Source organism: Luedemannella helvata, from assembly GCF_039528415.1.
Taxonomy (GTDB): domain Bacteria; phylum Actinomycetota; class Actinomycetes; order Mycobacteriales; family Micromonosporaceae; genus Luedemannella; species Luedemannella helvata.
The window spans coordinates 47,202-70,539 of record NZ_BAAALS010000010.1 but is presented as its reverse complement, the minus strand read 5'-3'; the positions used below and the strand labels follow the sequence as shown (position 1 = coordinate 70,539).

General features: G+C 69.9%; 21 protein-coding genes and 1 riboswitch. Of the genes, 11 read left to right on the top strand and 10 right to left on the bottom strand.

Features of this window, described 5'->3' with window-relative positions:
- Position 1 precedes the first annotated feature (1 nt).
- Positions 2-793, top strand: coding sequence for an ABC transporter permease (locus ABD191_RS12270; RefSeq protein WP_344080389.1), 792 nt, complete (start codon positions 2-4; stop codon positions 791-793).
- A gap of 73 nt (positions 794-866) precedes the next feature.
- Here the strand turns inward: ABD191_RS12270 and ABD191_RS12265 are convergent, their stop codons facing one another.
- A complete protein-coding gene (locus ABD191_RS12265; RefSeq protein ID WP_344080386.1) occupies positions 867-1,652 on the bottom strand; it encodes a DUF6745 domain-containing protein in 786 nt (261 codons plus the stop codon).
- 184 nt (positions 1,653-1,836) lie between these two features.
- Between ABD191_RS12265 and ABD191_RS12260 the strand changes: the two genes are divergently transcribed.
- The 5 genes from ABD191_RS12260 to ABD191_RS12240 all read left to right on the top strand — a co-directional run bounded on the left by ABD191_RS12260 (position 1,837) and on the right by ABD191_RS12240 (position 6,353).
- Complete coding sequence (locus ABD191_RS12260) at positions 1,837-2,283, top strand: hypothetical protein (RefSeq protein WP_344080383.1); 447 nt, start codon at positions 1,837-1,839, stop codon at positions 2,281-2,283.
- Positions 2,284-2,381: 98 nt separating this feature from the next.
- Positions 2,382-2,484: riboswitch (guanidine-I (ykkC/yxkD leader) on the top strand.
- 50 nt (positions 2,485-2,534) lie between these two features.
- Positions 2,535-3,689 (top strand): agmatinase family protein, encoded by a 1,155-nt coding sequence (locus ABD191_RS12255; RefSeq protein WP_344080380.1) that lies wholly within the window; start codon positions 2,535-2,537, stop codon positions 3,687-3,689.
- A gap of 17 nt (positions 3,690-3,706) precedes the next feature.
- Complete coding sequence (locus ABD191_RS12250) at positions 3,707-4,723, top strand: ABC transporter substrate-binding protein (RefSeq protein WP_344080377.1); 1,017 nt, start codon at positions 3,707-3,709, stop codon at positions 4,721-4,723.
- Positions 4,720-5,577: an ABC transporter permease gene (locus ABD191_RS12245; RefSeq protein ID WP_344080374.1), complete on the top strand. Its 858-nt coding sequence runs from the start codon at positions 4,720-4,722 to the stop codon at positions 5,575-5,577. Before ABD191_RS12250 ends, ABD191_RS12245 begins: the two co-directional genes overlap by 4 nt.
- Positions 5,574-6,353, top strand: a complete 780-nt coding sequence (locus ABD191_RS12240; RefSeq protein ID WP_344080371.1) for an ABC transporter ATP-binding protein — start codon at positions 5,574-5,576, stop codon at positions 6,351-6,353. The genes ABD191_RS12245 and ABD191_RS12240 overlap by 4 nt, the downstream gene beginning before the upstream one ends.
- A 21-nt stretch (positions 6,354-6,374) precedes the next feature.
- Here ABD191_RS12240 and ABD191_RS12235 read toward each other — a convergent pair whose 3' ends face one another.
- The gene (locus ABD191_RS12235) at positions 6,375-7,334 is read right to left on the bottom strand and encodes a helix-turn-helix transcriptional regulator (RefSeq protein ID WP_344080368.1); all 960 of its coding nucleotides are present in this window, start codon (positions 7,332-7,334) and stop codon (positions 6,375-6,377) included.
- A gap of 58 nt (positions 7,335-7,392) precedes the next feature.
- On the opposite strand from ABD191_RS12235, the gene ABD191_RS12230 reads away from it, so the two are divergent.
- On the top strand, positions 7,393-8,064 hold the full coding sequence (locus ABD191_RS12230; protein ID WP_344080365.1) for an alpha/beta fold hydrolase: 672 nt from the start codon (positions 7,393-7,395) through the stop codon (positions 8,062-8,064).
- Between the two features lie 960 nt (positions 8,065-9,024).
- On the opposite strand, the gene ABD191_RS12225 is transcribed toward ABD191_RS12230, so the two are convergent.
- Complete coding sequence (locus ABD191_RS12225) at positions 9,025-10,506, bottom strand: hypothetical protein (protein ID WP_344080362.1); 1,482 nt, start codon at positions 10,504-10,506, stop codon at positions 9,025-9,027.
- Positions 10,507-10,630: 124 nt separating this feature from the next.
- Here ABD191_RS12225 and ABD191_RS12220 point away from each other — a divergent pair, with 124 nt between their 5' ends.
- The 4 genes from ABD191_RS12220 (at position 10,631) to ABD191_RS12205 (ending at position 16,822) form a co-directional block, all read left to right on the top strand.
- Positions 10,631-10,957, top strand: coding sequence for a PadR family transcriptional regulator (locus ABD191_RS12220; protein ID WP_344080359.1), 327 nt, complete (start codon positions 10,631-10,633; stop codon positions 10,955-10,957).
- Positions 10,954-11,703 carry a signal peptidase I gene (gene lepB / locus ABD191_RS12215; protein ID WP_344080356.1) on the top strand — a complete coding sequence of 250 codons (750 nt, stop codon included), beginning with the start codon at positions 10,954-10,956 and terminating at the stop codon, positions 11,701-11,703. The genes ABD191_RS12220 and lepB overlap by 4 nt, the downstream gene beginning before the upstream one ends.
- A 284-nt stretch (positions 11,704-11,987) precedes the next feature.
- Positions 11,988-12,347, top strand: coding sequence for a hypothetical protein (locus ABD191_RS12210; RefSeq protein WP_344080353.1), 360 nt, complete (start codon positions 11,988-11,990; stop codon positions 12,345-12,347).
- 2 nt (positions 12,348-12,349) lie between these two features.
- Positions 12,350-16,822: an FHIPEP family type III secretion protein gene (locus ABD191_RS12205; RefSeq protein ID WP_344080350.1), complete on the top strand. Its 4,473-nt coding sequence runs from the start codon at positions 12,350-12,352 to the stop codon at positions 16,820-16,822.
- Between the two features lie 101 nt (positions 16,823-16,923).
- On the opposite strand, the gene ABD191_RS12200 is transcribed toward ABD191_RS12205, so the two are convergent.
- From ABD191_RS12200 to urtB, 7 genes are all read right to left on the bottom strand, one after another.
- On the bottom strand, positions 16,924-17,502 hold the full coding sequence (locus ABD191_RS12200; protein WP_344080347.1) for a TetR/AcrR family transcriptional regulator: 579 nt from the start codon (positions 17,500-17,502) through the stop codon (positions 16,924-16,926).
- Positions 17,499-18,065: a TetR/AcrR family transcriptional regulator gene (locus ABD191_RS12195; protein WP_344080344.1), complete on the bottom strand. Its 567-nt coding sequence runs from the start codon at positions 18,063-18,065 to the stop codon at positions 17,499-17,501. The genes ABD191_RS12200 and ABD191_RS12195 overlap by 4 nt, the downstream gene beginning before the upstream one ends.
- On the bottom strand, positions 18,065-19,741 hold the full coding sequence (locus ABD191_RS12190) for a purine-cytosine permease family protein (RefSeq protein ID WP_344080341.1): 1,677 nt from the start codon (positions 19,739-19,741) through the stop codon (positions 18,065-18,067). Before ABD191_RS12190 ends, ABD191_RS12195 begins: the two co-directional genes overlap by 1 nt.
- An 89-nt stretch (positions 19,742-19,830) precedes the next feature.
- The gene (locus ABD191_RS12185) at positions 19,831-20,514 is read right to left on the bottom strand and encodes an ATP-binding cassette domain-containing protein (RefSeq protein ID WP_344080338.1); all 684 of its coding nucleotides are present in this window, start codon (positions 20,512-20,514) and stop codon (positions 19,831-19,833) included.
- Between the two features lie 2 nt (positions 20,515-20,516).
- Complete coding sequence (urtD, locus tag ABD191_RS12180) at positions 20,517-21,320, bottom strand: urea ABC transporter ATP-binding protein UrtD (protein WP_344080335.1); 804 nt, start codon at positions 21,318-21,320, stop codon at positions 20,517-20,519.
- A complete protein-coding gene (urtC, locus tag ABD191_RS12175; RefSeq protein ID WP_344080332.1) occupies positions 21,317-22,414 on the bottom strand; it encodes an urea ABC transporter permease subunit UrtC in 1,098 nt (365 codons plus the stop codon). The genes urtD and urtC overlap by 4 nt, the downstream gene beginning before the upstream one ends.
- Positions 22,411-23,295 (bottom strand): urea ABC transporter permease subunit UrtB, encoded by an 885-nt coding sequence (urtB, locus tag ABD191_RS12170; protein WP_344080329.1) that lies wholly within the window; start codon positions 23,293-23,295, stop codon positions 22,411-22,413. Before urtB ends, urtC begins: the two co-directional genes overlap by 4 nt.
- Positions 23,296-23,338: the final 43 nt, after the last annotated feature.

Sequence of the window (23,338 nt, the reverse complement as noted above, 5' to 3'; positions counted from 1 at the left end):
GATGCGACGGACGGTACGGCTCTACCGGCGGTTGCTCGGCGCCCACCTGCGGGCGGCCCTGCAGTACGAGGCCGACTTCTGGATCATGATCGGGGCGGCGGCGCTGACCCAGGTCATCGGTGTGGTGTTCCTCGGCGCCATCTTCGCGAAGATCCCCGAGCTGCACGGTTGGGCATTCTGGGAGGTCGTCACCGTCTACGCGATGGTGAGCATCGGCGAGGGCGTCGGGTCGCTGTTCTTCGAGGGCACCTGGCGCCTGGCCCGGCGCATCAACCTCGGCGAACTCGACTACCTGCTGGTGCGGCCCTATCCGGTGGCGTTGCAGGTGATGGGCAGCGACGTCGGCCTGCACGGGGCCGGCAACCTCGTGGTGGGCGGCGTCCTGCTGGGCCTGGGCGTGGCGAACAGCCGTATCGAGTGGTCGTTGGGCACCGTCGCGCTCGGCGTCCTCCTGCTGATCAGCGCCATCGTGATCAAGACCGCGATCTCGCTGGGCACAAACTCCGGGTCGTTCTGGATCGCCGGCCCGGTCAGCGTGTTCGGCTACGCCCTGCACCAGGTCGGCGACCTGGCCCGCTACCCGATCACCATCTACGCCCTCGGCGTCCGGCTCTTCATCGGCGTGGTCGTGCCGTTCGCCTTCGTGAGCTTCTTCCCGGTCGCGGTCCTGCTGGACCGGGGTGATCAGGCCAAACTCGGGCTACTCACCCCGATCGTGGCCGTCTACTGCGTGGTGGCGGCCTGGTGGGTGTTCCGGAGGGGCCTACGCCGCTACGAGAGCGCCGGCAACTGATCAGGCGAGCGCCCCGCCTGTTGCCCTGCCGCAGCGGTGCGGGAGAGCGCGAACGCCCTCCCGCACCACCTTCTCAGGCGGCCAGGACCAGGCCGCGGTCGCGGAGGTCTGGACGCCAGCCGTCGCGGTACTCGACGAACGCATTGCCGCGGAAGGCGGCGGGCCGCTCGACGATCACGCACACGTCCTCGCCGGGCCACCACCAGCCGCAGGTTCGGGCCAGGATGGCCCAGTCGTCCAGCTGCGCGTCGTCGGCGCGGCCGTAGCGGGTGAGGCCCAGGCGACGCAGCGCGTCGTAGAAGGCGACCCAGTACGCGTCCTGCTGGCCGTAGAACGCGGACGGGACGGGCCCGTCCGTCGGCAGGGCCGCGCGCACCGGCAGATAGATGCCGTCGGCGAGACTGGTCCGTAACGCGTGCCAGACGCTGATGCGCAGCACCTCACGCAGCGGGGCGCCCGCGACCAGCGCGTCGGTCGGCGTGAGGGTCGCCCAGTCGGGCTTCCTGGCCTTGTCCGACTTCGGTTGTGGCTTGGCGGCCGGCGGCGGTGCCGGCAGCAGGTCGGGATGGACGAGGGTTTCCTCGAGCGAGCCGCGCAGCCGCGACAGCGCGGCGAGCAGGTCACTCATGACGGGCGGCTTGCCGGGCGGGCGCCGGTCGCGTACCCACGAGTGCAGCGCCTCGTGCGTGGGCAGGCCGGCCACCAGGGGCAACGCCGAACGGGGTGAGTCGACCCAGACGAAGCGGGGTCGGGGGCGCGAGACTCGCGCGTAGAGGCGGGTGATGCAACCCTGCGCGGCGGTTCGGTCGGCCGGTTCGGTGGACAGCCCGTGGGCCAGCCATTCCTGGCGGATCTCCACGGCGCGCGACCAGTGCTCGACGAGGGGTCGGACGGCGGCGGTACTACGCCGCGCGGGCGCGATCAACGCGCGAGGGCGAACACGCCCTTCCTGTTGTGAGCGATCATGTGAACCATGATGACGGCGGCGCCGGCCGGACGCAACTGCCGCCGGTCAGCCGAACGACATGCGGGGCGTCGGTGGCGTGAAGCGCGACGGTGCGGCCGGGACCGAACAGCTCGCGCCGCCCCGGGTGGTAGTCGAGCATCTCGGGCAGTGCGGCAAGTTCCAGCGAGGGACCGGGTCCGACGACCTCAGGCCGGCGCGAACCTGGCCAGCCGGTCGGGCAGGCGCCCCCGCGAACAACGAGATGCTGCTGGTCATCGCGCTGGTGACCGGACTGTCCGCCACGGTGAACCGGTACCTGTTCCGCCCGGGCAGCCGCAACGCGGCGCGCCCCGCGCTGATCGGGTCGCTCGCAATGGTCGGCTGGTACGTCACGCTCACCGCCGTCGTCGGCATCATCGCGGCGCTGGTCGGGCTCAACGGCGAGAACGGGGTCGCCACGTCGACCTGGATCGCCTGGCTCGTGGGCGGGGCCGTCGCCATCATCGGCTGCGTCACCGCCCTGATATACGGCGTTCGCCGCTGAGCACGTCGAGCCGGTGAGGCTGCGGATACACGGTCGTAACAATTAGTGGCGTGGGTCGAAACGGATCAGGGGTCTACTACTGGACGACTCACCACCTGGTGGGGCGCGCCTAGGGTTCCGTCGCGGCATGCGGGTCTGGTCCGAGAGGCGCAGGTGTCCGAACGGTCGGCCACTCCACGGCGGGACAAAAACCCGGGAGACAGCCAGACCTGGCTGTTGTTCCGGCCAGGCCGTCCACCCGGGAGGGCCCGATGGGCTTCCATCATCACCACCACCCGCACCAGGACAACCCGCACGGGCTGCACGACAAGTACGGCCCGGAGGCCCGCTACGCCGTCGAGCGCGAGGCGGAACTGCCCACGACGAAGTGGGACGAGGAGATCGCCCGCGGCCTCGAGTACGGGCTGCCCGGCGCCGATTCCATCGTCGACAAGCGCATCCCCACGTTCTCCCGCGGCGAGCTGCCGCACTTCGCGGGCATCAACACCTTCCTCAAGGCCCCCTACCTGGAGGACGTGCGCCGCTGCGGCGAATACGACGTGGCCGTGCTCGGCGCCCCGTTCGACGGCGGGACGACGTACCGCTCGGGCACCCGGTTCGGGCCGCAGGGCATCCGCAAGATTTCCGCGCTCTACGGGCCGTACTCCTTCGAACTGGGTGTTGACCTGCGCGAGTCGATCACCATCGCGGACCTCGGGGACATCTTCACCATCCCCGCGAACATCGAGAAGACGTTCGACCAGATCTCCAAGGCCGTGGCCCACGTGTACGAGTCGGGCGCGTTCCCGGTCGTGCTGGGCGGCGACCACTCGATCGGCTACCCCACGGTGCGCGGCGTCGCCCAGCACATGACCGGCAACCTGGGCATCATCCACTTCGACCGGCACGTCGACACCCAGGAGACCGACCTCGACGAGCGGATGCACACCACGCCCTGGTTCCACGCCACGGACATCCCGAACGTACCGCCGAAGAACCTGGTGCAGATCGGCATCGGCGGTTGGCAGGCCCCCCGGCCGGGCGTGAAGGTCGGCCGCGAACGCGGTACCACGATCATGACGGTCACCGACTGCGTCGAGATGGGCATCGAGGCGGCCGCCGAGCGCGCCCTCGAGGTCGCCTGGGACGGCGCCGACGCCGTGTGGCTCTCCTTCGACGTCGACTGCCTCGACGCCGCCTTCGTCCCGGGCACCGGCTGGCCGGAGCCCGGCGGGTTCCTTCCCCGCGAGGTCCTCAAGTTCATCCAGATCATCGCGGACGCCAAGCCACTCGCCGGCATCGAGGTCGTCGAGTGCTCCCCTCCCTACGACAACGCTGAGATCACGTCCCTGATCGCCACGCGTGTCATCTGCGACACCCTCGGCTGCCTGGTGCGCGCCGGCCACCTGCCGAAGCGCCGGGCATGACGCATAGGAGACCGGATATGAAGCGTTCCTTTCTTGGCCGTGCCATCGCCGCCGCGAGCGCGGTGCTGCTGCTCGCCGCGTGCGGCGAGGACCCCGTCGTCGACACCCCCGCCGCGGGCGGCGGCGACGACGTGACCGTGACCCTGGCGTTCAGCGCCTGGCCGGGCTGGTTCCCGTGGCAGGTGGCGCAGGAGAAGGGCCTGTTCGCCAAGCACAACGTCAAGGTCGACCTGAAGTACTTCGACAGCTACACCGACAGCCTCTCCGCCCTGGCCACGGGCAAGGTCGACGCGAACAGCCAGACGCTCAACGACACCATCGGCTCGCTGTCGGGCGGCGCCAAGCAGACGATCGTGCTGGTCAACGACAACTCGTCCGGCAACGACCAGATCATCGCCAAGCCGGGCATCAACACGGTCGCCGACCTCAAGGGCAAGACGGTCGCGGTCGAGCAGTACACCGTCGACCACTACCTGCTGCTGCTCGCGCTCAAGAGCGCCGGCCTGACCGAAAAGGACATCACGCTCAAGCCGCTGCTCACCGACGCCGCGGCGGCCGCGTTCGCCAGCGGTCAGGTCGACGCGGTCGGCGCGTTCGCGCCGTTCACGACCACCGCGCTGGCCCTGCCCGGCAGCAAGGCGATCGCCACCTCGAAGGACTTCCCCGGCGCCATCCCCGACCACCTCGTGTTCACCGCCGACTTCGTCAAGGAGCACCCGGCGGCCGTGCAGGCGGTCGTCAACACCTGGTTCGACACCGTGGCGTGGATCGCCGCGAACAGGGACGAGGCCATCGCCATCATGGCGAAGAAGGGCGGCGTGACCGACGCCGAGTACAAGGAGTACGACGCGGGCACGTCCATCTTCACGCGGGAGCAGAACCTGGCGGCGTTCACGCCCGGCAACACCCCGGCGAACCTGGACTACCAGGCGGGGCAGATCGCGCAGTTCCTCGTCGACACCGGCCTCGCGCCGACGAAGCCGTCACTGGACGGTCTGTTCAACGACACCTTCGTCAAGGCGGCCACGGGGTGAGCACGGTGACCTCCGAGGCACCCGCCCGGCCGGGCTGGACGGCGCTGCCACGGCGCCGTGCGGCCCGGCCGGTGCCGGCCCTCCTGCGCCCGCGAACCCCACTGCCGCGGCGTACCCGGTGGCTGTTGGCGACGGCCTCGATCGTGGCGCCGGTCGCCGCCTGGTGGGCGGTGGCGGCCAGCGGCGGCGTCGAGCCCGCGCAGTACCTGCCCACGCCGCTGGACACGTGGGACGCCCTCATGGCCATGGGACGCTCGGGGCAGCTGGGCACCGACGTGTGGGCCACCATGTCGCGGGTCCTCGCCGGGTTCGGTGCCGCCATCGCGGTGTCGGTGCCGTTGGGCATGCTCATGGGCACGTTCCGCAGCGCCCAATCGCTGTTCGAGCCGCTCATCGGGCTGCTGCGGTACCTGCCGGCGAGCGCCTTCATCCCGCTGCTGCTCATCTGGCTCGGGCTGGGCGAGGAGCCGAAGATGACGCTCATCTTCATCGCCACGGTCTTCTTCAACACGCTCATGACCGCCGACGTCGTGCGACAGGTGCCCCTCCCGCTCATCGACGTGTCGTACACCCTGGGCGCGCGCGTCGGCGAGGTCGTCCGCAAGGTGATCATCCCGCATTCGCTGCCCGGCATCATCGACGCCATCCGGGTCAACGCGGCCGCGGCCGTCAGCTACGTCGTCGTCGCCGAGCTGGTCGCCGCCGAGACCGGGCTCGGGTACCGGATCATCCGGTTCCAGCGGTTCGCCCAGGTCGACCAGATCTTCGCCGTACTCGTGGTCATCGCCCTCATCGGCGTGACCATCGACATCACGCTGCGGATCACGCGCGACGTGGTCGGGAGGTGGACGTGAGCGCCCGTGGTTCCCTCACGCTCGCCGGCGTCGGCATGGCGTTCGGCCCGGTGACCGCCCTCGAACAGATCGACCTGACGGTGCCGCGCGGGCAACTGCTCGCCATCGTGGGGGCGAGCGGCTCCGGCAAGTCGACGCTCCTGTCGCTCATCGCGGGCCTGTTGCGGCCGACGAGCGGGTCACTGACCCTGGACGGCGCCGAGATCACCGGCCCGGGCCCCGACCGTGGCTGCGTCGTGCAGAGCGGCGCCGTCTACCCCTGGCGCACGGTGGAACGCAACGTCGGGTTCGGCCTGGAACTGCTGCGCCGCCTCCCGCGCGCCGAGCGTCGCGAACGGGTCGCGTACTGGCTCGCCGAGACCGGCCTGTCGCACCTCGCGCGCGCCCTGCCCAAGCAGCTGTCCGGCGGTCAGCGCCAGCGGGTCGCGATCGCCCGGGCCCTGGCCTGCGAGCCGGACGTGCTGCTCCTCGACGAGCCGTTCGGCGCCCTGGACGTGCAGACCAAGGAGGACATGCAGGTCCTGGTGCGCCGCATCTGGGCCGACACCGGCAAGACGATCATCATCGTCACGCACGACGTCGAGGAGGCCGTCTTCCTGGGCCAGCGCGTCGTCGTCCTGGCCAGCGACCCCGGCCGGATCGCCTCGGACGTCACCGTCGACCTCCCGGACGACCGCGACCTCACCGTGAAGCGGACCCCCAGGTTCATCGAGCTCCGCTCGACGATCGAGGACCTGGTCCGCACGTACCACCGCAAGCACCTCGCGGCCCGGTAACACCCTGCCCCTGCCCGGCGGTCACGTGTCGGCGACGGCGGCCGTCAGGCGGGCGGCCAGGGCGGCGACCGCCGCGCGCAACTCCGGCCCGCCCTCCACCCGGAAGGCGAAGGGCACGGCGGGAAGCCACTCCTGCGCGTACATGCGGGGGTTGCCCGTGCTGCCGACGAGCACGCAGCCGTCGCCCCACGCCGTGAGGCGGCCCATCGGCGGCCGGACCCACGGCGCCACGTCCGCCAGCGGTGCGTCGAACACCACCCGCGTGGTGAACTCCCACCCGGTGCCCAGGTTCTCCTCCAGCACGGCCACGGGATCGAGGCCCTCCGGCGGCTCGAAACCGTGCGCCGTCTGCCCGACCGCCCGGACCCGATCGACCCGGTACGTCCGGATGGCGTCCGCGCGGTGGGAGTGACACAGCAGATACCAGCGCCCGTACCGGACGACGACCGCCCACGGGTCCACCTCCGCCTGCCACTCGCTGCCGGCCACGCTCCGGTACGTGAGGGCGACGCGGCGCCGGGCCGCGACGGCGGCGACCAGCGCGCTGGTGACCTCCGGGTCCGGACGCGCCGAGTACCGGTCGGGCGCCGCGGCCGCGTACGCGCGCAGCGCGGCCGCCTGCCGCCCCACCCCCTCGGGCAGCGCCTGGATCACCTTGCCGAGCGCGGCACCCACCACGTCGTCGCCGTCCACGGCGGCCGGCTGACCGTCCAGCACCGCCATCACCAGCCCGAGCGCCTCGCCCTGGGTGAAGACGATCGGCGGCAGCTTCGCACCGCGGCGCAGCCGGTACCCGCCGTGCGGGCCCCGCGCCGAATCGACCGCGATGCCGGCCTCCCGCAGGATCCCGACGTACCGGCGCGCCGCGCGCTCCGTGACGCCGAGCCGCTCGGCGAGCTGGTCGGCCGTGGTGCCGGGGCGGGCCTGCAGGATCTCCAGGGTACGCAGGGCCCGGGCGGTGGGGCTGATGTCGCTGGGCACGCCGACAGGCTAACGAACCGGCAGTAGATCGTCCGGAATTAGCCCTAGCGTGGGGCGCATGGACATAGTGCTCATCGCCGGCCTGTGGCTCGACGGCTCCGTCTGGGACGACGTCTCCTCCACGCTGGACACGCTCGGCCACCGCCCCATCCCGGTCACCCTGCCGGCCTCGACCTCCACCACGCTCGACGACCAGGTCGCGGCGGTACTCGCCGCCGTGGACTCGACGGCGGGCAGGCCCATGGTGGTGGGCCACTCCGCCGCCGCCACCCTGGCCTGGGTGGCCGCCGACGCGCGCGCCGACCGCGTGGCGAAGACCGTACTGATCGGCGGCTTCCCCGCCAACGACGGCGAGACCTACGCCAGCTTCTTCGAGATCAAAGACGGCGCGATGCCCTTCCCGGGCTGGGGCCCGTTCGAGGGCGCCGACTCCGCCGACCTCGACGAACAGGCCCGGCGCACCATCGCCTCCCACGCGATCCCCGTACCCGAGGGGGTCGCCAACGGCGTCGTCCGGCTGACGGACGAACGCCGCTCCGACGTCCCGGCGGTGGTCATCTGCCCCGAATTCTCGCCCGCTCAGGCCCGCGCCTGGATCGACGCCGGCGACGTCCCGGAGTTGTCCCGGGCCAAGCACCTGGAACTCGTCGACCTGGCCTCCGGCCACTGGCCCATGATCACCAAGCCCGCTGAGCTGGCCGAACTCCTAGCCACCCAGGCAACGAGGTAACCCCTCTTTGTGAGCTGTAACCCGCCACTCCTTTTTGAGATCTTGGCATGAAAGGCCGACTATAGGCGGCTTTCTATGCCAAGATCTCGAAGGGTCTGCGCGTCTCTACAGAGGTGGGCGTCTCCACTGGGGGGTGTCGTCCACCGCAGTGGCGTCATCCACAGGGGTGGGTGTTGTCCACAGAGGTGGTGAGACGGCACGTCTTTCGTGGAGCGACGGCGCAGGATCGCCCGCGTGGACGAGTTTGAAGAGCTACGTGAACGGCAGGATGGGGTGCTCGCCGTCAGGCAGGCGTTGCGCTTCATGAGCCGCCACGCGATCGCCGCGAGGCTGCGTTCGCGTCGTTGGCAACGCGCATACCGCGGCATCCTCGTCACGCACAGCGGCGAGCTGACGCAGACACAGCGCCTGTGGGTCGCCTCACTGGCCGTCGGCGACGGAGCCCCCGCGCCACTGGCCGGGCTGACCGCGTTGCAGGCGCACGGCCTGCGTGGGTTCACCGCACCCGCCCTGTTCCTTCTGCTACCGGCCGAGCGGCGCGACACCCGTCCACCGAAGGGTGTGCTGGTGCGCCGAACGGCGGCCCTCACCATGCGTGATGTCTATCGCGGCCGGCCGCCGCGCACCAGAGCGCCACGATCCATCGTCGACGCGGCATCGTGGGCGCGCACCGACCGGGAGGCCATGGCCATCGTCGCGGCCTGCTTCCAGCAGCAGTTGATCCGCCTCGACGACCTGCTCGACGCGCTGGAGCGCGCTCCACGGGCACGACGGCGGCGCCTCACCGCCCGTACCGCTTTCCCGCCCACATCGTCCGTGACCGGCCGGAGATGGTTGCCGCCACCGTACGGGCAGCGCTCATGGCGGCCGGCTGGCCGGGTCCAGGTCACACCCCCTAACCATCCTAGGATAGTGTTGTGTCGTGGAGCATCGGCCGGCGGACGCTCCACGACAAGCGGATCAGATGCGGTACGGGTTGGTGCCGGTCGCCGCGATGAGGAACCAGCTCGTCGCGCCGACGTGCTGGCGCTGGAAGTAGCCGAACCCGAAGCCCGTGTCGAACGCGCTGCTCGCCGACACCACGCCGCCACCCGCCGGCAGCGGCTGGCCCGTCCAGGTGCCGCCCCCGCCCGGGTCGGACAGCCGCCCGCCCTCCGGATCCGAGGTCAGGCCGACCGTCTGCCCGCCGCCCAGCGCGCGTTGCGCCACGACGACCTGGCGCAGGTACTCCACGGCACGCTTGCGGTCGCCGTGACCGTCCCGCGCCACGAGCGCGGCGGCCAGGTGACCGTTGCCCTCCAGCCACACCGCCGACGGGTTGTTGTCGCCGGTGCCGTTGGGCACCGGGCCGGTCAACGTCTTGCTCATGTCGCTGAACGTCACCCCGGAGACCGTCACGCCGGGCGGCAGCTGCGAGTTGGGCGCCGACGGGGTGTCCGTCACCGCCAGGTTGCGGGCCGTCCAGTCGATCGCGCCCGGCTTCTCCTTGAGGCTCAGGTAGGCCCAGGTGTTGACGTCCTCCGGCAGGATCGCGGTGTTGATGAGGTTCGGGTCGTCGGCCGGGTTGGCGCCGAGGGTGCCGGTCCAGTAGTAGCCGCCGCGCTTGTGGTACATCGCGCGGACGAAGTCGCCCGCGACCTTGGCGCGACCCGTCCAGCGACGGTCCTTTGTGTACCGTGCCAGCAGGGTGAACAGGGCGTACACGTCGATGTTGTGCTCCGTCGAGCACCACCGCTGCGGGGTGACCCCGTCGGCCTGCAGCCCGCCGAGGTAGCCGCCGTACGCGTACGGGGAGGTGCTCGTCGCGGTGATCCACTCCCCCATCGCGACCGCCCCGTCGAGGTACCTGCGCTCGCGGGTGTGCGCGTACAGGTGGGTCAGCGACAGCGCGACCCACGCGACGTCGCCGACGGCCGAGCCGCTGAACCCGTACGGCCACAGGAATGCGGCCCTGCCGTCCTCGCGCACCAGCCCCGGGAAGTACGGCCACCAGCCGTAGAACAGCATCGGCCCGGCCGCGTACGCCTGCCGGATCCGCCCGTCGGTGTACGCCTCGTCGTTGCCCTGGATCCACAGGAACGTGTCGCCGATGACCTTCGCCCGGGCGACGTTCGCGGCGGTCGGCCGGGACAGGTAGGCGATGACGGCCAGCGCGTTGTCGTACACGAACGCGGTCGTCATCAGGCCGGACTCGTTGTTGTAGCTCTGCAGCAGCCGCGGGGTGGCGCCGCCGGCGTAGGCGTCCATGACGGTGTCGAGGTAGCCGAAGGCCCGGTCGACGGGCTGGCTCAGGCCCTTGTCGACAAGCCGGCCGGCTCCGTGCGCCGGGGCCGCCGTGGCGGGCGATGCCGCCGCCACGGCCGGTGCGACCGCGCTCAACGCCGCGGCCGCGAGCAGGCGTCGACGGCTCAGCATGGGAGCGCGGTCAGGGGTGGGCGGCATCCGTATCTCCTTTGGGTACGAATTGATCAACGCCAAGAGAGCGCTCTCACGGTACCGGTGACAGCCAACGCCGTCTATCCCCGACCATTGACCACTCTAAGTCTTTATATGTAGAGTTTCGGTCATGCCGAGACGTCCCGACACCTCGCCGCAGACGCTGCGCGTCTTCGCGGCACTGCTGGAGGACCCCGAGAGCTGGCACTACGGGTACGCGCTGAGCAAGCGCACCGGCCTGCCGTCGGGCACCCTCTACCCCATCCTCATGCGGCTGGCCGAGCGCGAGCTGCTCACCACGCGTTGGGAGCAGCCCACCGTCCCCGGGCGCCCGCCCCGCCACGCCTACCGCCTCACCCCCGACGGCACGGCGCTCGCCCGCGACCGCGTCGCCGGGGCCGCGCCCGCGCCGACGAAGCGCGTGCGGCCGGCCACGACCCCGAGGACCGCGACATGACCGCGGCACGCGATGAGACCGCCGCCTACCGGCTGGCCCGGCTGGTCCTGACCTGGGCGGCGCGCGGGCGCGCCGCCCGTGGCACCGACTGGGGCGAGGGCATGCTGCGCGAGCTGGACGAGGTCGACGGGGGTCGGCAGGCGTTGCGCTGGGCGGCCAGCGGCGCGTGGACGGTCTGGCGTGATCGCGCCCGCCACCTGCCGGACGCCCGCCTGATCGCGGCCCTCCCCCGCCCGCTTCGCCCGGTTGTCCAGGTGCTGGGCACGGTGTTGGTCACCCTCGGGGTCATGGTGATGATCGACCAGTGTGCGTTGTCCGTCGGCTACGTCCCGTCCGGCTCCATGGAACCGACGCTCAGCATCGCCGACCGTGTGCTGGTCGACCGGATCGGTTTCCGGCTCACCGGCCTGGACCACGGCGACGTCATCGCCGTCACCGACCCGGACCGCCCCGGTCGGGAGCGGGAGTCCATCACCCGGGTCGTGGGCCTGCCGGGCGATACGATCTCCTGCGCCGACGGTCAGCTGATCCGCAACGGAACGCCTGTCGACGAGCCGTACCTGCCGGCAGGCACGCGAACCTTCGGCACGCCGGACGGGCCCGACACCGGATGCGCTCCGGTGACGGTGCCGGATGGCCGGCTGTATGTACTCGGCGACCACCGCGACGTGTCCCTGGACTCCCGGCTCAAGGGCACCATCGCCGTGGACCTGGTCACCGGGCGGGTACTGACGACGATCGTGTAGACCAGCACCTTGCCTGCCGCAGCAGCTGGACAAGTAGGTCCCGGCCCGTGTGGCCTCCCTGGGATCGCCTCACGTCGTTCGCGGCGATGCCACTGAGCGACGCGCTGGCCGGCCCGCTCGCCGGAACGCGCCGCCTCACGCGCCAACTCCCCTTCGCCCGCCACGGACCTTGCCGTCGAACGTCGGGTTGGCTGTCGCCAAAACGCGTGGTCGTTCAACCGATTCCATGATGTCGATCCGTTCGGCGCGGCTGATACAAAGGAGCTCGGGACCGAAGGGGGCTTATGACAACGCAGTTACTGGTCGAGGGCGTTGAGGCCGTGGAGGCCACCCGGGAACTTGCCACCATCGATGGATTGGTCCTGGACTGGCGGATCCAGAAATCCGCCGAGCCGGAGAAAATCATGGAGACGGTGACGGTGATCGCGACGATCGCCGGCGTCGCCGGCAGCGCGGTCACCATCGCTGACCAGATCGTGAAATGGCGCGAGCGATGGAAGGCGCGCGGTCGTCCGGGCCAAGAGAAGGCGATCGAGAAAGTCATTATCAATATCGACAATCGGCGGATTCTCCTCGATCCCATGTCTGCGGCGGAGATCGCCAAGCTGCTGGCTGACCCATCCCGTCCGGACCGGCCGGCCTGACGGTGGAGCAGGTACTCCATATTGACCTGGATCAGGTCGACGTCGACGTCGTACGACTGACCATCCGCGACCGGGACATTCCGCTGCACGAGCCGATCGAGATTCCGCTGAGCGAGCTCGGCGAGATGCTCAACCGGGCCGAGGTTGACTACTACGCCCCGTTGCCGGAGGACCCAGACGAACGGCTGGCCTGGCTGGAAAGTCTCGGCCAGAAGCTCTTCGCCTTTCTCGACCGGCCACGCCGGCTCCTATCCAGCTACATCGAACGCACCGAAGGCTCATGGACCGTACTGGTCCTGGCGCTGAAGATGAGCCATCGCCTGACCCACCTGCCGTGGGAACTGCTGCACGATGGGCGGTCTTTCCTGGTCGCGGCGCCCTTTCCAGTAGTACCGGTACGGTGGGTACGCGGCCAGGCCCGGGCCCGAACCCCACGGAACTCGGCCTTGCGCCTGCTGTTCATGGGCTGCGCTCCGGACGACGTGCCGGTCCCCCTGGACTACGAACTTGAAGAAGCGAGCATCCGCGCTGCCACACGGGACCGGCCGGCAGCACGGATCCAGCCTGAGTCGAGTGGAAACCTCGCCGAGTTCCGCCGAATGGTCGAGTCGTACCCGGAGGGCACCTTCGACGTCGTGCACCTGACCGGGCATGCGAGCCACACCATAGGTGGACCACGCTTCATCACCGAAACGGTGGCGGGTCAGCGGTACTACGCAAGCGCGGAAGATCTGGCCGGCGCCCTGCAGTTCCGGCCGCCCGCAGTGCTGTTCCTCTCCGGTTGCCGCACCGCAGAAGACGCTGATGCCGGCGCCGTGCCGTCTCTTTCGGCAGAGCTGGCGAGGAGAATCACCACGCCTGTTGTCATCGGCTGGGGCCGGCCGGTGTCCGACGCTGCGGCAAGCACGGCGGCCGCGGCCCTCTACGGCGCGCTGCACCGCGGTCTTTCTCCCGCCGAGGCGCTGGCCGACACGTACCGCGCGCTCATCGGCCGAGGCGTGACGCACTGGCATCTGTTGCGTATGTTCGCCCGGCTCACCACCGCCGGCCGGCTCACCGGACCGTTGGTCAGCGCCGCCCCCGACGAGATGCCGGACGTCTCCTCGCTGCCCGGGGCCGGCACCTGGGCGGTGGGCATCCCGGTGCCCGACCCCAGCAAGTTCATCGGACGCCGCCGAGAGGCGCAGCGCGCGCTGCGAGCGCTCGATCAATCGTCGGGTGGCGAAAAAGTCGGCATGCTCATCCACGGGTTCGGTGGCATCGGCAAGACCGCCCTCGTCGGCCGGGTGCTCGGCCTGCTCCGGGACAACCGTCCCAGGGACTTCGCCTGGACGGTCGGTCTTGCCGGCCGCTACCTCACCATGGCTTCGCTTCTGGCCGCAATTGGCGACCACCCACATCCGGCCGTGCAACTCGACGAGATCCGCAGGGCGGGCCATCCACCGCGACGGCTGCTCCAGCTGCTGCTCGAGCGAGTGTCCGGTGCATTTCTGTTCGTGATCGACGAGTTCGAAATCAACTATCGGGCCCATCCAGAACACGTGACGAAGGAGAACCGGCACAAGATCGCCTTTCGCGACGGTGAGCCACTGCTGGCCACGGACGCCGCCGATACCCTGACCGCGCTGGTGCTCGCGATCCATGCGGTCAACCGTGGTCACCGTATCCTGATAACCAGCCGGTACCGCCCAGACCTGGACTGCCTGCGCTTCCTCGATGTCTTCCAACTGCGGGCACCCGAGCCGTACGACCTCGACAAGATGATCACAAGGGAGTCGGCGAGTCGCGATCTCACGGACCGGACCCTCCGTCGCGTGCGCGAGCTGGCCGGCAGAAATCCACGTGCGCTGACCTTCCTCCTCGCGATCGCCCAGCGCAACCTGGCGCTGGACGACGCCGCCGTGCGCGAGAAGCTGCGCGCGTGCCGCGACGACTTCCTGGATGTGGAGATCGCCGCAGACCTGTTGCTCGACAGCCGCGATCCAGCGAGCCAACGGCTGCTGAAGGTCGCCACCCCGTACCAGTTGCACGTGCCGGCAGTAGTGCTGGCCACGTTGGCCGGCGACTCCCTCGCGGAGACCGAGCGGCGGTGCGCCGACCTTGAGGGTCTCAGCCTGCTGGAGTTGCTCGAGCACGAGGGCCAGCCGCGGTATCTGGTGCCGCCACTCCTCCAGGCCCGGCTACGCGACACCGATGCGGATTCGCAGCGGGCGAAGCACGCCGCCGCCGCCGAAGTGCTGGCCGGGCACGTCGACCACACCAAACCGAACCGGTCGATCCTGGCCGAGGTATACCGCCTGGCGAACGTGTCCCAACGAGCCGACCTTATCGTGCCGGCGGCCGTGGCGCTCAGCATGCTCGCCCTCTCGCAGTACCAGACCACCGAGGCGATCGAAGTCGCTTCGGCGGTTGTCACCGCATATCCGCATCACCTTCTGTACCTGGTGCTGGCCTCCGCCGAGGCGGAGCTGGGCCACGCCGACAAGGGCGAGCTCTATTACCAGCAGGCAATCCAGCTGTGTCCAACGGACAACGACATCGACCGGGCGACCATTCTGGTCGACCGCTCCTACTTTCAGGAGAACCGGAACGTGCCCGCGGCAACCGCGGACGCGCTGGAGGCGTTGGAACTCGCCAGGCAGGAGAGCCGACCGGACATATTGGCCCGGTGCCTACGCCAGACCGCTCGCATGCTTCTCCGTAAGCATGGTCCCCAGGCCAGAGCCGACGCGGAACGGATGCTCGACGAGGCTGCGGAGATCGCTCGACAGCTCCCCGACAACGGCCAGGAGTACGCCAACGTCGTCCTGTACCGCGCCACGGACCTCATGATCCGATTCGCCTCTCCGGAGGAGGCGGCGCAGGCGATGGCCGTTGCACTGGACATTTACGAGCGCAACGGCCAGATCCTGCACCAGGCAGTGGCGTTGCAGGAGATGGCGGCCGGCTGGCTGCTACAGCAGGACGCGGACCGGGCCGCCGAGTTCCTGGATCGGGCCCACCGCGCCAACCAGTTGCTCCCGTCCAAGCGTGTTGAAGCGATCAACTGCATGCTCGACGGTGAGGTCGCCTTCCTGCGAAACCAGCTCCCCGAAGCGATAGACCAGTACCAGCAGGCGGTCGACACCGTGCTGGAGATCGGCGACACGGTCCGCGCTGCCGAGCTGCTCACCCGGATGAGCAACATCTTCCGCCAGCAGGGCAACCAGGCCGAGGCTCGGCGCGCGGTCGCCGCCGCGAACGAGCTGCTCGCACAGGGCAGCTCTCCCCTGGGCCAGATAGAGGCACTGCTGTCCGACATGCAAACCGACCAGGCGGCCGGCGAGACGCATGCCGCGCTGAGCAAGGCACGGCAGGCGGCCGCGCTGGCCCGTGCCGCCGACGCGGCAGAGGTTGAGATCCGAGCCTGGCAAGCCTTCGTCGAGACGGCGTACGACCTCGACAGCGCACCCGACGATTTCGCCGCGATCCTGGGTCGGTTGCTCGATCTGCAGCGCTCGCCACAAACCGACGACCGCGCGGGGGCGGCCAGCACCCTGGTGCGGCTGGGTTCCCTCCTCATCGAGGCCGACCAGCACGCCGAAGCCGAGCCCAGCCTGGTTGAAGCGCTCGCGCTGCACACCGACCTGGAGGATCTATCCGGGCAAGGGTTGACATATCGCCTACTGGCGAAAGTCGCCGAAGCCGGCAACAACCTGCACGAGGCCGCCTGTCGGCTACGCGCGGGCATCCTGCGCTACCAGGACGCCGACGACGACGAATCCATCGCGTTGCTTCTGCGTGAGCTGGCGGCCATCCAGACGAAACGCGGCGCGGACCCCGAGCCGATCCTGCTCACCGCCCTGGCGCTGGCCCGCAAGTCTCGCGCGACAGGGGTGGAGCAACAGGTCCTTGCCGACCTGGCGGCCCTTGCCGCCGAGGCAGGAGACACCGAGATCGCCGCGACGTGGCAACTACAGGCGGAAGCCGCCGCCAACCGCAGCGACCCGGTGCGGATCATCATCGGCGATGACGTGCTCGGCCCGTTCGACCCGGACCTGGGCGGCACCGCACTCAGCGAAATCGCCCGGATCCGAGGTGAGTTGCAGGCGGAGGGCGGGCTACACCTCCCACCGGTGCGGCTCATGGACAGCAACGACATGCCCGGTCGCGGCTACGTCATCCACTTCTGGGGAACGCCGGTGTATCGGGGCTCGATCCCAGGCGAATGGGCCGTCCCCATGCCCCCCGGCAACCTGCCCGGCCGGCGTGACACCACCACCGAGGAGCCCGGCTACCTGGGTCGGGTGCGGTGGGGGCGTGGTCGGCGGCGCCCGCCGGAAGCGATCGACCCGGCAGTCGTTGTGGCGACCAACCTCAAGCAGCTGGCGTCCCGTCATCGGGAACTGCTCGCCGCGGGACAGGCGCCGCCGGTCCCGTACGACGCCGCGGACGCGGCACGGATCGCGGACGTACTCCCCGACTGCCCGGACTGAGGCTGTCTGGTTCGGTGACCACCGCGGGAGCTCCCTGGACCCGCGCGTGTCGGGCCCATCGCGGCGGAGCGGGTCACCGGCCGGCTGCTGACGACGGTCGCTTAACCAACGACGACGCGGTCGCGGATGCTGTCGAGCACCGCCTCCGCCGCCCACGCGGCGGCGTCGGCGATGTCGCGCCGGTCCATACCGAACTCGCGGCGGAACGTCACCCAGGTCCCGGCGGAGTCGAGGTGCGACAACGCCGCGATGACCGCCCTGCGCTCCGCCGGGTCGAGGGAGGGCACCTCGGCATCGAGCAGCCGCTCGAGCTGGGCCCGGCCCGGAGACGGCGCCGCGCCGCTCACGCCGCGCATCGCCGTCTCCGCGACGACGTGCGCGAGTTCCGGGCGCAGGTCGTAGCGCTGCATCGCGTCGCGGATCGCGAGGGGGATGTCGAAGATCGAGTGCGACTCCTCGCGGGCGAACACCGTTGCCTCGATCCACGCCGCGGTCGCCAGCAGCAGGTCGACGCGGGTGGGATAGTTGCGGAAGACCGTGCGCTCGGCGATGCCGGCCCGGCGCGCGATGAGCCGGTACGATACGTCGTCGCTGCCGACCTCCTCGATCAGTTCGGCGTAGGCGGCGAGGATCGCCGCCTGCGTGCCGCTCAACGCCGGGACGGGCTTCGACCCGGTCACGGCTGCGCCCACGTCGCGTCGGGCAGCTTGGCGAACACGGCGTCCACGGCGCGGTCGAACGCGTCGCAGATCTCGACCGCATCCAGGTCGAAGCTCGTGCGCAGGCGCGCCCAGAACATCGCCGATGAGAAGTAGCGCAGCGATGCCGCGACCCGCCGCCGATCCCGTCGGTTGAGCGTCGGCGCCGCCACGTCGAGCATCGCCTCGATCGCACGCGTGATGTAGGCCGGCTCGGTGTCGAGCGTCGGCGAGATCGCGGACGCCCGGGCGCCGACGTACGCGTACGCGGGCGCCGCGTCGAAGGCGCGGAACCGCTCGTGCACGGCGGCCCGGAAATCGGACATGGTCACGAACGGTGGGAGCGGGAAGTAGGCCTGCTCGATCCAGTTCGAGAGTGCCGCGAGCAGGTGCGCGCGCGTGGGGTACTGGCGGTAGATCGTGCGCTCCGAGATGCCGACCTTGTCGGCGAGGGCACGGTAGGAGATGTCGTCGAACGTGTGCTCGCGCAGAAGCACCGCAGCGCTCGCGAGAATCGCCGTCGCGGTGTCGACCGACTCCTCCATCAGGTCCCCCTCCCTCGGGCGGTCACCCAGCGCGGGGGCCCGGTGACCTCCGGCGGAAGCACGTAGCGATCGGAGTCGTCGAGCGTGAGCGCCAGCGACGAGACGTACTGCATCTCGCCGTGCGGTCCCCGCTCGGCCGAGGCCAGCATATCCGGCCGCTCGAACATATACCCGGTGACGTGGCACCGGAGCCGCTCGCCCGAAGGATTGCCGTCGTCGTCGAACATGGGGGAATCGATGCCGTCGGAGCGGCGGCGCAGGTAGTAGCGCCCCCGCGTGGCCACCGCCATGCCCGGCGTGGCGACGATCGCGACGCCGATCGCGATGAGCACCGAGAACGGCTTGACGGCGGCCCCGAACAGCCCGGAGAAGGCGAGCAGGGACAGCACCGTGGCGAGCCCGACTGACACGAGCCCCACCGGGTTCCAGTCGTGCAGCATGCCGCGTCGGAACTCGGGGTAGCGCGGCGAGATGCGCAGCAGCCACTTGTTGATCGCGATGTCGGTGGCGATCGTCACCAGCCACGCCATGACGACGTTCGCGTAGAGGCTCAGCACGAAGGAGATGAGGGTGAAGACGTCCATCATCATGAGCACGTACGCGATCACGAGATTGAACAGGACGAAGATCGTGCGGCCCGGATAGTGCTTCGCCACCCGGGTGAAGACGTTCGACCACGCGAGCGAGCCCGAGTACGCGTTGGTCACATTGATCTTGATCTGCGCGACCACGATGAGCACGAGGGCGAGAATGATCGCGAGCCAGTCGGGGATGAGGGTCTGGTACATCCCGACGAACTGCTTCACCGGTTCGGTCGCCTGATGCCCGAGGGTGGGTTCGACCTTCACCAGCAGGTAGACGGCGAGAAACACCCCGATCACCTGCTTGGTACCGCTGAAGACGACCCAGCCCGGACCGGCGAACGCGAACGACGTCCACCACGAACGGGCATTCGCCGGCATGCGCGGCGGCATGGCGCGGATGTAGTCGATCTGCTCCGCCAGCTGCGGGGTGAGCGCGAAGCACACGGCCGCACTCGACACGACGGCACCGAAGCTGACCGAGCCGTCGGAGTTGCCGGTGAACGACGTGAAGGCCTGCACCGCCTCGGGATCGGAGAAGAGGATCCACAGCAACGGCAGGAGCGCGAGGGCGAGCCACAGGGGCGTGGTCCAGAACTGTAGGCGCTCCAGCGCGCGCATGCCGTAGATGACGATCGGGATCACGACGACGGTCGAGATCAGATAACCGAGCCACAGCGGCATCTGCGTCGCCACCTGCAGCCCTTGTGCCATGATGGCGCCCTCCAGGGCGAAGAAGATGCAGGTGAATCCTGCGAAGACCACGGTCGTGATGATCGAGCCGTAGTAGCCGAATCCCGAACCGCGGGCTATGAGGTCGAGGTCGAGGTTGTAGCGGGCCGCGTAGTAGGCGACGGGCACGCCCACGATGAGGATGATGACCGACGCGAACACAATGCCGAGCACGGCGTTGGCGGTGCCGTGGTCGATGCCGACGCTCGCGCCGATCGAGAAATCCGCGAGGAACGCGATGGACCCCAGTGCGGTCGCGCCGACGGAGGCCGCGCTCCAGCGCCGGAAGGTGCGCGGAACATAGCGGAAGGCATAGTCCTCGAGGCTGTCGTCCGCGGCCGCGCGCGCGTTGTCTGTCGACACAATGGCATCCCCTAAGGCACCTGGCGTGGGCATCCTCCCTGTCGATTGTTTCCACGGCATTGCGGGCTGCGGGCGCGCGTCATGTCGACTCAGATGGCCATGGCGGCCCGCACGGTGGAGGCGGCTGCGGAACCCCCGTCGCCGGTCTGTGTGACGAAGCCGGAGGCGAGCACGACGTAGCGCTCGGCGGCCTGGAGGGCGAAGCCGATGTGCTGCTCGACCAGCAGCACGTTGATGCCCTCCTCGGCCAGCTGCACGATGGTGTGCTCGATCTCGGCGACGATGGTGGGCTGGATGCCCTCCGTCGGCTCGTCGAGAATCAGCAGCTTCGGTTCGGTGATGAGGGCGCGGGCGATCGCGAGCTGCTGGCGCTGCCCGCCCGAGAGCAGGCCGGCCTTTCGGGTGGCGAACTTCTCCAGCGCGGGGAAGCGCGCCAGCTGCGCGTCGATGAGCGCCTTGCCGCCCCGGCGCCCGTCGGCGACGAGCTGCAGATTCTCGAGCGTCGTCAGCTGGCCGAACGCCTGCTGACCCTGCGGCACGTACGCCATGCCGCGAGCGACGCGCTTGCTGGGGGCAAGCGACGTGATGTCCTCGCCGTCGAACACCACGCGCCCCCGCGTCGGCTTGATGAGGCCGATCGCCAGGCGCAGCAGGGTCGTCTTGCCAGCGCCGTTGTGGCCGAGCACGGCCACAACCTTCCCGGTCGGCACCGTCACGCCGTGCAGCACCTGGGTGCGCCCGTAGCCGGCGTCGATGTCGGTGAGTTCGAGCATGGTCAGTCCTCCGTCCTGTCCTGCGTCCCGATGGGAACGTCAGGTACGACCGACATGGCGGCCGTGGTCGCGGCTCCCGCGGTGCCGAGGTAGACCTGCTGCACCTGGGGGTCGGCCTGCACCTCGGCCACCGTGCCCTGCGAGAGCACCTTGCCCTGGTGCAGCACCGTCACTCGGGTGGCGAAGCGGCGCATGAAGTCCATGTCGTGCTCGACCACGAGCACGGTGCGCTTCGCGGCGATGCGCTGCAAGAGCTCGCCGGTCGCGGTGCGCTCGTCGTGGCTCATGCCGGCGACGGGCTCGTCGAGCAGCAGTACCCGCGCGTCCTGCACGAGCAGCATCGCGATCTCCAGCCACTGCTTCTGGCCGTGCGACAGGATGCCGGCCGGCGTGGTGAGTTCGTCGGCGAGTCCGGTCTCCTCCAACGCCTGCTCGATCGACGCCTCGACGCCACGCCGGGCCCGCAGCAGCGAGATCGAGCGGCGGTGGAGTCCGGCCGCGATGTCGAGGTTCTGCAGCACCGAGAGCTCCTCGAAGACGCTCGCGGTCTGGAACGTGCGGCCCACCCCGAGGCGGACAATCCTGTGTACCGGCCTGCCCAGCAACTCCCGGTCGCCGAGCCTCGCCGATCCGGTGGCCGCCGACAGCCCCGTGATGGCGTCGATGCAGGTCGTCTTGCCCGCGCCGTTCGGGCCGATGAGGAACCGGACCTCGCCGGGGTGCGCGTCGAAGGACACGCCGTCGACCGCGACGAAGCCCGAGAACTCGACCCGCAGGTCCGTGACGATGAGCGAGTCGTCGGTCATGCTTTCACCTCCGCGAGTTCCGGGGCGGCCGCCGGCGCGGCGGCGCGCTGTTCGCCCGGGCGCCGGCGCGCTGCCGCGAACCTCGCGGGCAGCGACGACAGGCCCTTCGGCAGGACGAGGATGACGACGATGAACAGCAGACCGAGGATGTAGGTCCAGCCCTCGGGCCAGGTCGAGCCGAGGCTCGACTGCCCCCAGCCGACCGCCATCGCACCGAGCGCCGGGCCGAAGAGCGAGGCGCGGCCGCCGAGGGCGACGCCCGCGATCATGAGGATCGAGGCGGCGGCGCCGATCTCGGCCGGGGTGATGATGCCGACGATGGGCACGAACATCGCTCCGCCGATGCTCGCCATCAGCGCGGAGACGACGAAGGCGACCAGCTTGATGTTGGCCGGGTCGTAGCCGAGGAAACGCACGCGCTCCTCGGCGTCGCGGGTGGCGACCAGCAGCTCACCGAAGCGGCTGCGGTAGAGCTGCCACACCACGAGCAGGCACACGATGAGCAGCGCGGCCGTGATGAGGAAGACCATCGCCTTGTTCGCCGGGTCGTTCAGCAGGAAGCCGAAGAAGTACTTGAAGGAGCTGAGCCCGGTGTCACCGCCGGTCTCGCGGATCGTGGAGCTGACCAGGGTGGCCAGCGCCACGGCGAGCGCCTGCGTCAGGATCGCGAAGTACGCGCCCTTCACCCGGCGCTTGAACAACGCGAAACCGAGGATGCCCGCCAGGACCACCGGGAGCACCACGATCGCCAGCAGGGTCACCACCGGGCTGCGGAACGGCTCCCAGAACGCCGGCAGCGGCGCGAGCGGGTCGTAGAGCACCATGAACGTCGGGGTCCGGTCACCGGCGGTCTCCAGCGTGAGGTGCATGGCCATGGCGTACGCGCCGAGGGCGAAGAACACCCCCTGCCCCATCACGAGCATCCCGCCGCGGCCCCAGGCCAGGCCGATGCCGACGGCGACGATCGCCCAGCAGCAGTACTTGCCGAGGTTGTTGAGCCAGTGATCGGTGAGCACGAGGGGAGCCACCCCCAGCAGCAGGACGGCGAACACCCCGATGCCACCGAGGGAAAGCCATGGCTTCGACTTGGTCATACCAGACTCCTGGTTCGCACCGTGAACAGGCCCTGCGGGCGCAGCTGCAGGAAGACGATCACGAGGATGAAGGCGAGCACCTGCGCGAAGCTGCCGGTCGTCCAGTAGGCGAAGTACGACAGCGCGACGCCCACCGCCCACGCGGCGATGATCGTGCCCTTGAGCTGGCCGATGCCGCCGGCGGCGACGACGAGGAAGGCCGGGATGATGTACTGGACGCCCATCTGGGAGTTCGTGCCGCCGATGAGCGACGCGGCCACCCCGGCGACCCCGGCCAGACCGGACCCGACGAAGAAGGTCAGCCGGTCGACGGTGCGCGTGGCGATGCCCGCGGTCTCGGCGAGGTCCCGGTTCTGCACGGTCGCCCGGATGCGGCGGCCGAACGAGGAGTACTTGAGCCAGGCCGCGAGCGCGGCCACGCAGACGGCCGCGAGCAGGATGGTGAACACCTGCCGCAGCGGCCAGCTGTAGCCGAGGATGTTCACCTGCCCGTCGAGCCAGCGGGGCTTCTCCACCGGGACGCCCTGGGACGGGAAGATCTGCAGTGCCGCCTGCTGCAGGATCAGGCTGACCCCGACCGTGACGAGCAGGGTGTCGAGGGGCCGGCGGTACATCCACTGGATGATGCCGACCTCCAGCAGGAGACCGAGGAGGCCGGCGACGACGAACGCGACCGGCAGCGCGACCGGGATCGACAGGTCGCTCGATGTGATGACCTGCTGGACGAGGTAGGCGGTGAAGGCGCCAACCATGAGGAACTCGCCGTGGGCCATATTGATCACGCCCATCTGGCCGAACGTGAGCGAGAGGCCGAGCGCGGCGAGCAGAAGCAGCGCACCCTGTGCGCTGCCGTTCAGCAGCGGTGGGATCAGTGCGTCCACGTGCTCTCGCTCTCTGTGCGGGGGTTGAACGGTAAGGGGGTTC